General features: G+C 68.3%; 12 protein-coding genes. 10 read left to right on the top strand and 2 right to left on the bottom strand.

Going from position 1 to position 11,151, the window contains the following annotated elements:
* Together B2R83_RS12960 and B2R83_RS12955 are read right to left on the bottom strand one after the other, a co-directional pair.
* Positions 1-1,116, bottom strand: a 1,116-nt coding sequence (locus B2R83_RS12960) for a DEAD/DEAH box helicase (protein ID WP_292041842.1), incomplete at its 3' end; no start/stop codon positions are given.
* Between the two features lie 274 nt (positions 1,117-1,390).
* Positions 1,391-2,170, bottom strand: coding sequence for an inositol monophosphatase family protein (locus tag B2R83_RS12955; protein ID WP_027866095.1), 780 nt, complete (start codon positions 2,168-2,170; stop codon positions 1,391-1,393).
* Positions 2,171-2,346: 176 nt separating this feature from the next.
* Here B2R83_RS12955 and B2R83_RS12950 point away from each other — a divergent pair, with 176 nt between their 5' ends.
* The 10 genes from B2R83_RS12950 to B2R83_RS12905 form a co-directional block, all read left to right on the top strand.
* On the top strand, positions 2,347-3,108 hold the full coding sequence (locus tag B2R83_RS12950; RefSeq protein WP_292041839.1) for an RNA methyltransferase: 762 nt from the start codon (positions 2,347-2,349) through the stop codon (positions 3,106-3,108).
* A 177-nt stretch (positions 3,109-3,285) separates the two neighbouring features.
* Positions 3,286-3,996 (top strand): class I SAM-dependent methyltransferase, encoded by a 711-nt coding sequence (locus B2R83_RS12945; RefSeq protein ID WP_292041836.1) that lies wholly within the window; start codon positions 3,286-3,288, stop codon positions 3,994-3,996.
* A gap of 112 nt (positions 3,997-4,108) precedes the next feature.
* Positions 4,109-4,627: a twin-arginine translocation signal domain-containing protein gene (locus B2R83_RS12940; protein WP_292041832.1), complete on the top strand. Its 519-nt coding sequence runs from the start codon at positions 4,109-4,111 to the stop codon at positions 4,625-4,627.
* A gap of 8 nt (positions 4,628-4,635) precedes the next feature.
* Positions 4,636-6,246 carry a GMC family oxidoreductase gene (locus tag B2R83_RS12935; protein ID WP_292041846.1) on the top strand — a complete coding sequence of 537 codons (1,611 nt, stop codon included), beginning with the start codon at positions 4,636-4,638 and terminating at the stop codon, positions 6,244-6,246.
* Positions 6,247-6,256: 10 nt separating this feature from the next.
* Positions 6,257-7,228 (top strand): esterase/lipase family protein, encoded by a 972-nt coding sequence (locus B2R83_RS12930; RefSeq protein ID WP_292041829.1) that lies wholly within the window; start codon positions 6,257-6,259, stop codon positions 7,226-7,228.
* Between the two features lie 57 nt (positions 7,229-7,285).
* Complete coding sequence (locus B2R83_RS12925) at positions 7,286-8,119, top strand: response regulator (protein WP_292041826.1); 834 nt, start codon at positions 7,286-7,288, stop codon at positions 8,117-8,119.
* Positions 8,120-8,176: 57 nt separating this feature from the next.
* On the top strand, positions 8,177-8,650 hold the full coding sequence (locus tag B2R83_RS12920) for a phasin family protein (protein ID WP_292041823.1): 474 nt from the start codon (positions 8,177-8,179) through the stop codon (positions 8,648-8,650).
* Between the two features lie 75 nt (positions 8,651-8,725).
* Positions 8,726-9,421 carry a TetR/AcrR family transcriptional regulator gene (locus B2R83_RS12915; protein WP_027866088.1) on the top strand — a complete coding sequence of 232 codons (696 nt, stop codon included), beginning with the start codon at positions 8,726-8,728 and terminating at the stop codon, positions 9,419-9,421.
* Positions 9,422-9,440: 19 nt separating this feature from the next.
* On the top strand, positions 9,441-9,995 hold the full coding sequence (locus B2R83_RS12910) for a TIGR00730 family Rossman fold protein (RefSeq protein ID WP_036211570.1): 555 nt from the start codon (positions 9,441-9,443) through the stop codon (positions 9,993-9,995).
* A 90-nt stretch (positions 9,996-10,085) separates the two neighbouring features.
* Positions 10,086-11,151 (top strand): DUF1800 domain-containing protein (locus B2R83_RS12905; RefSeq protein WP_292041817.1); only part of this gene is annotated, 1,066 nt, incomplete at its 3' end.

The raw sequence follows: 11,151 nt of genomic DNA, 5'->3' as shown, positions 1-11,151 counted from the left end.
GGTCTGCTTGATCAGCTTCTCGATGTCCTTGAGCATCTGGTGCTCGTCCACGCACACCAGCGAGACCGCTTCACCGGTGGCGCCGGCACGGCCGGTACGGCCGATCCGGTGCACATAATCTTCCGGCACGTTCGGCAGGTCGTAGTTGACCACGTGCGGCAGCTGGTCGATGTCGATGCCGCGCGCGGCGATGTCGGTCGCCACCAGCACCTGCAGGCTGCCGTCCTTGAACTCGGCCAGCGCCTTGGTGCGCGCCGACTGGCTCTTGTTGCCGTGGATGGCCATCGCGCCGATGCCGTCCTTGCCCAGCTGTTCCACCAGCTTGTTGGCGCCGTGCTTGGTGCGCGTGAACACCAGCACCTGGTTCCAGCTGTTTTCCTTGATCAGGTGCGACAGCATCGGGTGCTTCTTGTCGCGGTCGACCGGGTGGATCTTTTGCGCGATCACTTCCACGGTCGAATTGCGGCGCGCCACTTCGATCGACTGCGGGTTGTTCAGCAGCTTGTCGGCCAGGGCCTTGATGTCGTCCGAGAAGGTGGCCGAGAACAGCAGGTTCTGGCGCTTCGGCGGCAGGATCGCCAGCACTTTCTTGATGTCGTGGATGAACCCCATGTCGAGCATGCGGTCGGCTTCGTCCAGGATCAGGATCTCGATCTTGGACAGGTCGACGGTGCGCTGGCCGGCGTGGTCGAGCAGGCGGCCCGGGGTGGCGACCAGCACGTCGACGCCCTGCTTGAGCAGCTTGATCTGCGGGTTGATGCCGACGCCGCCGAAGATCACGGCCGAGTTCAGGTTGGTGTACTTGCCGTACAGGCGCACGCTTTCCTCGACCTGGGCCGCGAGTTCGCGGGTCGGGGTCAGCACCAGGGCGCGGATGGCGCGCGGGGCGGTCTTGCTCTTCAGTGCGCTGCCGACCGCATCGGTCGACAGTCGTTGCAGGATCGGCAGGGTGAAGCCGGCGGTCTTGCCGGTGCCGGTCTGGGCGCCGGCCAGCAGGTCGCCGCCGTTCAGGACGGCGGGGATCGCCTGGGCCTGGATCGGGGTCGGCGAGGTGTAGCCTTGTTCAGTTACCGCGCGAACGATCGCATCGGACAAACCGAGAGTAGAAAATGACATAGATTCTTTATAAAAAGGGGGCCTGCGCAACACAGCGCCGGTCCAGGCAAATCGGATTAGTCATTGCAGGCGGGACGCAGTACAAACTGCGGGAACGCCGGACGCTGCCGCGCGTGGTAGACGCGCGCTGGCAGCCGGGATTATAGAGGACTTGTTTCTCTATGGAAAGTTTCTGACCGGGACTTTCCGTCCGGTGAAGCGGGTGCACTGTCTGCACCCGGAACCACAAGGCGTATTCTACGCGAAATCGCTGCAGCCGACCTTTAAGCCCTGCTTAGGCGAAGGCCGCCAGCAGGGGCACCATGGCGCCGAACACCTTCGGGCCGGCGGCAATGATGTCGCCCTTGTGCAGGTAGTCCGATTCGCCGTTGAATTCGCCGACGATGCCGCCGGCTTCGGTCACGAGCAGGGCGCCCGCCGCGATGTCCCACACTTTCAGGCCCTTCTCGAAGTAGCCGTCGATGCGGCCGGCGGCCACGTTGGCCAGTTCCAGCGCGGCCGAACCGCCGCTGCGCACGCCGTGGCAGCGCGAGGCGACCGTTTCGTACATGCGCAGGTATTCGGCCAGCGCGCGCGGATCGGGACCGTGGCCCGAGGCCAGCAGGGCCTTGCCGATGCGGTCCTTGCTGCTCACGCGGATGCGCTTGTCGTTCAGGTAGGCGCCGGCGCCCTTGGTGGCGGTGAACAGGTCATTGCGCACCGGGTCGTAGACCAGGGCGTTGGTGATCACGCCTTTCTGTTGCAGGGCGATCGAGATGCAGAAGTTGGGGTAGCCGTGCAGGAAGTTGGTGGTGCCGTCGATCGGGTCGATGATCCACACGTTTTCGCTCTCGTCATTCAGGTTCTTCGACGCGCCCGATTCCTCCGCCAGGATGGCGTGGTCCGGGTAGGCCTTCAGCAGCGTTTCCACGATCGCCTGTTCCGACGCCTGGTCGATGTCGGTGACGAAATCGTTGTGATTTTTTTCAGAAATGGTGATGCGATCGAGGTCGAAGGACGCGCGGTTGATGACGGTGGCGGCGCGGCGGGCGGCCTTGACGGCCGTATTGAGCATTGGGTGCATGGGCTTTCCGTGGAAAAAACGCGAACGCCCACCGCGCTTTCTTCGCGCCGTGAACGGTCAGCTGAATAGAGAATGACAAAGAGCAAAGCGGTGCCGAACCCGTTACAATCCACGACTTTCCAGCCCCGGATTACAACAGCCCGCACCGCGCGATGGCGCTATTTTAAATGAACCCGACCGAAATCAACACATCTCTGTTCAAAAGGCTCCGTTTCGTGCTGGTCGAGACCAGCCGCGCGGGCAATGTCGGCTCGGTGGCGCGCGCCATGAAGACGATGGGATTCAGCGAACTGGTGCTGGTGTCGCCGCGCTGCGAGGACCCGCTGAACGATGCCGAGGCGGTGGCGTTCGCGAGCGGCGCGGGCGACGTGCTGGCCAATGCGCGCATCGTCGGCAGCATCGGCGAAGCGCTGGACGGCTGCAATTTCGCCGCCGCCGTGTCGGCGCGCCTGCGCGAATTCTCGCCGCCGGTGTGGACGCCGCGCGCCTTCGCGGCCCACGCGGCGGGGCAGGGCGAGTTGCAGCCCGCACTGGTGTTGGGCAACGAGCGGGTCGGCCTGCCGAACGAGATCGTCCAGCAGTGTAACGTCTTGATCAACATTCCCTCGAACCCGGATTATTCCTCGCTCAACCTGTCGCAGGCGGCCCAGGTGCTGGCCTACGAATGCCGGCTTGCGGCGACCGGCGACACCGTCGAGGAACGCGGCGTGGGCTTTCACGGCGACGCCGCCAGCATGGCGCAGATCGACGGCATGTACGCCCACCTGGAAGAAGCGCTGGTGGCGATCGGCTTCCTCGACGCGAACAACCCGAAAAAGCTGATGCCGCGCCTGAAGCGCCTGTTCTCGCGCACCGGGCTCGAGACCGAGGAAGTCAACATCCTGCGCGGGATCGCGCGCGCCATCATCGAGCAGAAGCCCAAGAAATAGCGTGCAAAGGATATTTGCCTGCAGGGGCCGGGATGCAAATTTCCTTTGCACCCTGCTCGTCGTGTAAAGCTTTGTAAAGACGCCGTCCGATCGGCGTCAAGGCTGCTACTGCTCAAGTTTCGTGCCGCACCATTGCTGAAAATCGTGGACAAAGGCACCGACCGGTCGGGAGGCAGCATGGAAAACGAGCTCGAGCACGAGCGCATCGTACGAACGTATCGGCAGTGGAGTGGCGGCGGCGCGCTGCCGCGCTACGAACGGCTGCGCCCCGACATCCTGCGACAGAGCCTGGACTGTTCGACGAGCTTCGGCGCCATGTTGCGCAGAACCGTCGGGCGTGACCTGGCGGCGCTGAGGGTGCTGGACGTCGGTTGCGGCACCGGCGCTTTCCTGCGCCAGCTGATCGACTGGGGAGCGAACCCGGCCAACCTGACCGGAACCGAGCTGTTGGCCGAACGATTGGATGCGGCGCGCCGCAACACGGCACAGGGCGTGCACTGGCATCTCGGCGGACTCGAGCCCATGCCGGACGGCAGTGCAGACCTGATCAGCGCCCACACGGTGTTCTCGTCGATCCTGGCCGACGATGCGCGCCAGGCACTTGCCGCGCACATGTGGCGTATCCTGCGGCCCGGCGGCTGGTGCATGATCTTCGACTTCCGCTATAACAATCCACGTAACCGCAATGTGCGCAGGCTCACCCGGGCCGAGCTCGACCGCCTGTGGCCGGCGCGCGAGCGCCACTACCGGACCTTGCTGCTGGCGCCGCCACTGGCGCGCATGCTGGCCAAGGCCCCGCACCTGGTGCCGGAGACGCTCGCCACGCTGCTGCCGCCGTTGCGCTCGCACTTTGTTTTCATGGCGAAGAAGGACGATGCACCATCATGACTGGCTTGTCCGCTCGGTGCGTCCTGGAGTTCCCCCTCTAGTTTCCGGCTCCGAAGGGTGTTCCCTTTGGCGTACACTAGCCAAAACACAAGAGGCATTCTTGGAAAGATACATGGGGACATCACGACGGACTTTCCTGAAAGCCGGCGGCCTGGCCGCGCTCGCGCTGGCGGCCGGCGGCGCGTTCTACCGCGTCACGCACACCGGCCGATCACACCGTTTCGCGCTCGACGGCGAAGCGCGGGCGGCCCTGCACGCGATCCTGCCGGCGATCCTGGCCGGCGCGCTGCCGTCAGGTGCCGATCGTGAGGCTGCACTCGCCACGACCGTCGACGGCGTCCACCAGGCCATCCTCGGCCTGCCTCCCGGCACCCAGAAGGAAGTCCAGGACCTGTTCGGCCTGCTCGCGCTGGCGCCCGCGCGCCGCCTGTTGACCGGCATCGCGGGCGGCTGGGAGGGAGCGCATGTCGACGAGGTGAGCGCCTTCTTGCGGGACTGGCGCCTGCACCGCCTCGGCCTGCTGCGCAGCGCCTACCACGCGCTGCACGACCTGGTGCTCGGCGCCTGGTATGCGCAGCCGGCCAACTGGGGGGCCATCGGCTATCCCGGCCCGATGAAGGAGCTGGCGTGAACACGCCGATGGTCCCGGACCCGATCGCGGCCGGCATCGCCAAGGGCTGGAAGATCGTCGACGCCGCGACGCTGGTGCAGGACCGCAGCTTCGAGGCCGATGTGGTCATCGTCGGCAGCGGCGCCGGCGGCGGCGTCACGGCCGAGATCCTGGCGCGTTCGGGCCTGTCGGTCATCGTGGTGGAAGAGGGCGCACTGAAATCCTCGCGCGACTTCAGGATGCGCGAAGCCGAGGCCTATCCTGCCCTGTACCAGGAATCGGCCGCGCGCAAGACCGTCGACAAGGGCATCAACATCCTGCAGGGCCGCACCGTGGGCGGCTCCACGGTGGTCAACTGGACCTCGAGCTTTCGCACCCCGCCCGCCACCCTCGACTGGTGGCGCCGCCACTATGCGCTGCCCGACAGCATGCCGGAAGCGCTGGCGCCCTGGTTCGCGATGATGGAGGCGCGCCTGCACATCGCCGACTGGCCGGGCGCCCCCAACGAGAACAACGCGGTCCTGCGCCGCGGCGCCGAGAAGCTCGGTATTTCCACAGGCCTGATCCGCCGCAACGTCAACGGCTGCTGGAACCTCGGCTACTGCGGCATGGGCTGCCCGACCAATGCCAAGCAGTCGATGCTGGTGACGACCATCCCGGCCGCGCTGGAGCAGGGCGCGCTGCTCGTCACGCGGGCCCGCGCACAGCGCTTCGCGATCCAGGGCGAGCGGATCGAGGAGCTCCTGTGCCAGGCCCTCGATGTGCCCGGCGTTCGGCCCACCGGCCGGATGCTGCGCCTGCGCGCACGCCATTTCGTGGTGGCGGGCGGTGCGATCAATTCGCCCGCGCTGCTGCTGCGCTCGAAGGCTCCCGACCCCAGCGGCCAGCTGGGCCGGCGCACCTTCCTGCACCCGACCATCATCTCGGCCGCCTTTTTCCCGCAGCGCGTGGAAGCCTGGGCCGGCGCGCCGCAGACCGTGTATTCCGACCACTACCTGGCCGGCCCCATGGACGGCCCGATCGGCTACAAGCTGGAAGCGCCGCCGCTGCATCCGCTGCTGCTGGCCACCACCATGAATGGTTTCGGCGAGAGCCACGCCGCCATGATGCGCGACTTCCCGCACCTGGCGGGCATGCTGGCCCTGCTGCGCGACGGCTTCCACGAGGGCGCGCCGGGCGGCAGCGTGCGCCTGCGCGGCGACGGCAGCCCGGAACTCGACTATCCGATGAGCAGTTATCTGTGGGATGGCGCGCGCCGCGCGCTGCTCACGATGGCCGAGATCCAGTTCGCCGCCGGCGCCAGCGGCGTGCAGCCGGCCCACGAGATGGCGCGCCGCTACACTTCCTGGCGCGAGGCGAAGGCCGCCATCGCGGCCCTGCCGCAGGGGCTGCAGCTCACGCGCGTGGCCTCGGCCCACGTGATGGGCGGCTGCGCGATGTCGGGCGACGAGCGCCTTGGGGTCACGACGCCGGAGGGCCGCTACCGCGGCCTGGCCAACCTGTCGGTGCACGACGGCTCGCTGTTCCCGACCTCGCTCGGCGCCAATCCGCAGCTGACCATCTACGGGCTCGCCGCCAGGCTGGCGAGCGGCCTTGCCGCGTCGCTCACCGGCAGGCCGGCGGCCCGGCTGGCCGCATGAGGGCAGGACCATGAGCGCGCGCCGCCTGCTCCAGCTGCTGCTCCTGATCCAGGCGCTCGCCGCGCTGGGCATCGGCCTGGCCGCCGTCGAGATCTTCGGCGCCAGCCGCTGGCAGGCCCTGGCCCTGGGCCTGGGCAGTGTGGTGCTGGTGCGCCTCTTCATCAACCTCAACAACTTCTTCATGAGCGCGCGCTTCGCCAGCCCCACGCCGGGAGAGTACCGGCTCGGCTTCACGGCGCGCGTGCGCATGTTCCTGGAAGAGTTCAGCGCCAGCATGCTGCAGTCCTCATGGACCATGCCGCGCGCCAGCGCCCGTACCCGCATCCATCCGGGTTCACGCACGCCGCCGGTCCTGCTGCTGCACGGCTATGGCTGCAACAGCGGCTACTGGGCGCACCTGGTGCCGCGCCTCGATGCCGCCGGCATCAGCCACGCCTCGGTCGACCTCGAGCCGATTACCGGCGACATCGACGGCTACGCGCCGCTGGTCGAGCGCGCGGTCGAGGCACTCAGAACGGCGACCGGCGCGGACCAGGTCATCATCGTCGCGCACAGCATGGGCGGGCTGGTGGCGCGGGCCTGGATGCGCGCCTGCGGCACCCAGCGGGTGGCGCGCCTGATCACGCTCGGCACGCCGCACCACGGCACCTGCCTGGCCGCCTTCGGCCTCGGCCTGAACGCGGCCCAGATGCGACGGGCCGCGCGCGCCGAGCCGCCCGAATGCGCCTGGTTGCGCACGCTCGCCGCAAACGAGGACGCGGCGGCGCGCGCCCTGGTCACGTCGATCTACTCCCATCACGACAACATCATCGCGCCGCAGACCTCGAGCGAGCTGCCGGGCGCGCGCAACCTGGCCTTCGGCGGCGTCGGCCATGTCGCGCTGGGCCGCAATCCACGCTTGCTCGACGCCGTGATGGAAGAGATTGCCCACGCGGGCCGTTCCACAGCGGGACAGGAGCAGGTCAGGCTAACCCCAGGCTAGATGTATTTACGGGCGCCGTGTTAAAGTAGTCGTAACGCCGCAACTGGAGCGCCGAACTTGGCCCGCATCCTGATCATCGAAGACAATCCCGCCAACGTCGAGCTGATGGCGTTTCTGCTCACCGCCTATGGACACCATGCCGTCAGCGCCCCTGATGGCCCGCGCGGCATTGCTTGCGCCCGCGCCGCGCCGCCCGACCTGGTGGCCTGCGACGTCAACCTGCCCGGCATGGACGGCTTTTCGGTGCTGGCCGCGCTCAAGGCGGAACCCGCCCTCGCCAGGGCGCCGGTGCTGGCCGTGACGGCGCTGGCGATGGCCGGCGACCGCGAGAAGGTGCTGGCCGCCGGCTTCGACGGCTACATCAGCAAGCCGATCGAACCGGAGAGCTTCGTGGCGGAGCTCGAAGCCTTCCTGCCTGCCGCCGCGCCCGCGCATGGCGTTTCCGCCGCGCCGTCCCAGGCGCCGGTCCCGGCGCCGGCGGCCGTCCCGCAGGCGCTGGCCGCCCAGCCGACCATCCTGCTGGTCGACGACGACCCCTTCATGCTGGCCGTGCTGGCCGACATGCTCGGCGACGAGCCGGTGCGCGTGCTGAGCGCAGGCTCCGGCCCTGAGGCCCTGGCCCTGCTCGAGCGCGAGCCGGTCGAGGTCATCCTGTGCGACCAGGCCATGCCGGGCATGCGCGGCACCGAGGTGCTGGCCCAGGTCGCGGCGCGCCATCCGCGCACCGTGCGGCTGATGCTGACCGGGCAGCAGGACCTGGCCGAGATCGACGCGGCGCTGCGTTCCGGCGTGGCCGATGCCCACTACGCCAAGCCGGTTTCGGCAGGCAGCCTGCGCCAGCGCATGCGCGAGGCGCTGGCGCTGTCGCTGCAGCGCAGCCGCGCTCTTTAGAATCCTGTTTCTAGCGTGCGTGCCTAGAATGGACCGCACAGGATTCGCAAGGAAATCATGAGCAAGAAACTTCCCGTGGCCGACGACGACGAAGCGCTGGCGCGCGCCGTCCGCGCATCGGCCCAGCAGATCTGGCAGGCGGGCCTCGGGGCCTTCGCCAAGGCCCAGGAAGCGGGCGAGGGCGGGCGCTCGTTCACGCGCCTGGTGCGCGACGGCAGCGTGCTGGCCAAGCGCGCGCGCGAGGTCGAGCAAGCCTCCGGCACCGTGGCGCGCGCCGCCGAGCGGGCCACCCGCCGCAGCAGCGGCTCCTGGGGCAAGCTGGAGCAGGTGTTCGAGGAGCGCGTGGCGCGCGCCCTGGCGACCATCGGCGTGCCGGCCGCGAGCGAGGTCGAGGCCCTGCGCCGCCGCGTCGACGAGCTCGAGATGATGCTGGCGGAGCTCAGCGCGCGCCTGCCGGCGGCAGCGGCCCAGAAAAAACGCACGCGCCGTGCGCCCGGGCTGGACGAACCCGAGGAAGAAGAAGGCGCCTGAGAACGTATTCCAATGCTGTTTCATTGACACCATTTGGTGTTATCCTCGCGGCTGGAATCACAAACTTCGCCCTTCATGCAACAAAAAGCTCCGCGCCGGACCCGCGAACGCATCCTCGAGCTCTCGCTCAGGCTGTTCAACGAGTTCGGCGAGCCGAACATCACGACGACGGTCATTGCCGAGGAGATGAACATCTCGCCCGGCAACCTGTACTATCACTTCCGAAACAAGGACGACATCGTCAACTCGATTTTCGTCCAGTTCGAGGCGGAGATCGAACGCATCCTCACGGTGCCGGCCGGCCGCCGTTCGAACATGGAAGACGTGTGGCTCTACCTGCACCTGATGTTCGAGCTGATCTGGCGCTACCGCTTCTTCTACCGCGACCTGAACGACCTGCTGTCGCGCAACCGCAAGCTCGAGCTGCACTTCAAGGCGATCCTGGCCCACAAGATCAAGGTGGCGCGCCAGCTGTGCGAAGACCTGCGCAGCGAAGGCTCGCTGGAAGCGGGCGACCAGCAGATCGGCGCGATGGCCACCAACATGGTGGTGGTGGCGACCTACTGGCTGTCCTACGAATACGTGCGCAACCCGCGCAAGTACAGCGAGCAGCAGGCGATCGCCGACGCGCTCGCGCGCGGCTGCTACCAGGTGCTGGCGATGCTCGGCCCCTACCTGCGCGGCGACACCCGCCTGCTGTTCGAGAAGCTGTCCGAGGAATACCTCAAGAAGCTGTCCGCCGAGGCCCGGCCCGGCGCCGATTTCCTGTAACTTTTTTAGCCCCACGACGATGAAAACCCTGGCCGTCTATTGCGGCGCCTCGCACGGCGTCAACCCGATCTACACCGATGCCGCGCGCGGCCTGGCAGCCGCGCTGGTCGAGCACAACATCGGCCTGGTCTACGGCGGCGGCAAGGTCGGCCTGATGGGCGTGATCGCCGACGAGGTGCTGCGCCTGGGCGGCGAAGCCACCGGCGTGATCCCGAAAGCCCTGGTCGAGCGCGAAGTCGGCCACGCCGGCCTGACCCGCCTGTTCGTGGTCAAGGACATGCACGAACGGAAGGCCATGATGGCCGAGCTGTCCGAAGGCTTCATCGCCATGCCGGGCGGGATGGGCACGCTGGAAGAGCTGTTCGAGATGCTGACCTGGGCCCAGCTGGGCATCCACGCCAAGCCGATCGGCCTGCTCAACGCGAACGGCTTCTGGGACGGCCTGGTGGGCTTCGTGCAGCACCAGAGCGCGGAAGGCTTCGTGCGGCCCGAACACGTGGGGCTGATGCGGGTCGATGCCGACCCGGGCGCCTTGATCCGCAGCCTGCGCGCGGCCGCGGCTCCCGCCGCCTGAGGCAAGCCCCGCATGCGGGGCGGAAGAAAATAGCTGGAACTTTTTGTCCCGTCAAACGGAATACCGGTATCGTCCACCTTCCTTCGCCCCATGACGCCTGCATCGATCGCCCTCAACCGCTTCGGCCTCGGCGCCCGCCCGGATGAGGGCGCGCCGGCGGACCCGCGCCGCTGGCTGCTGTCGCAGTTGGATGCCTACGATCCCATGCCGGCGCCCTGGCGCCGCTTGCCGCACAGCGCACAGGTCGCGGCCGATTGGGTCGCGCAAGAGCGTGCGCAGCGCCAGGCGCCGGCGGACCAGCGCGCCGACCTGCGCGAAGCCTGGCGCCGCAAGGAGGGCGAGGCCTACCGCGCCGCCATCGGGGCGCGCGTCGCCAGCGCCCTGCAGACCCCCACGCCCTTCGTCGAGCGCCTGGTGCACTTCTGGTCGAATCACTTCGCCGTGTCGGTGGACAAGGGGCCCGTGACCGGACTGGCCGGCAGCTTCGAGCGCGACGCCATCCGTCCGCACGTCCTGGGACGCTTCGACGAGCTCCTGGTGTCGGCGGTGCGCCATCCGGCCATGCTGGTCTACCTGGACCAGGCCCGCTCCACCGGCCCGGACAGTCCGGCCGGCCGGCGCGCACGGCTCAGGCAGCGCAACAACGCGGGCCTGAACGAGAACCTGGCGCGCGAGATCCTCGAACTGCATACGCTCGGGGTGCGCGGCGGCTACACCCAGCGCGACGTCGGCGAATTCGCGCGCGCGCTCACCGGCTGGACCCTGCCCGAGGACGACGGCGGGGCCGTGCCTGCGCAAGAGCGCGCGCCATTTCGCTTCGCCCCAGCCCTGCACGAACCGGGCGGCCGGCTGGTGGCGGGACGCAGCTATCCGCCCGGCGGCGAGGAGCAGGCGCGCGCCGTCCTGCGCGACCTGGCCGCGGCGCCGGCCACCGCCGACCACATCGCCCTCAAGCTGGCGCGCCACTTCGTGGCCGACGAGCCGCCGGCGAGCCTGGTGTTGCGCCTGGCCGCGGTCTTCCGCACGAGCGGCGGCGACCTGTCCAGCGTCTACCGCGAACTGGTGATGGCGCCGGAAGCCTGGGCGCCGGGCCCCGGCAAGTTCAAGTCGCCCTGGGACTGGGGCATCTCGAGCCTGCGCGCGCTGGAGCGGCGCG

Origin of the sequence: Massilia sp. UBA6681 (assembly GCF_002454935.1) — a bacterium.
Taxonomy (GTDB): Bacteria; Pseudomonadota; Gammaproteobacteria; order Burkholderiales; family Burkholderiaceae_D; genus Telluria; species Telluria varians.
This window is presented reverse-complemented; position numbering and strand designations above follow the sequence as displayed.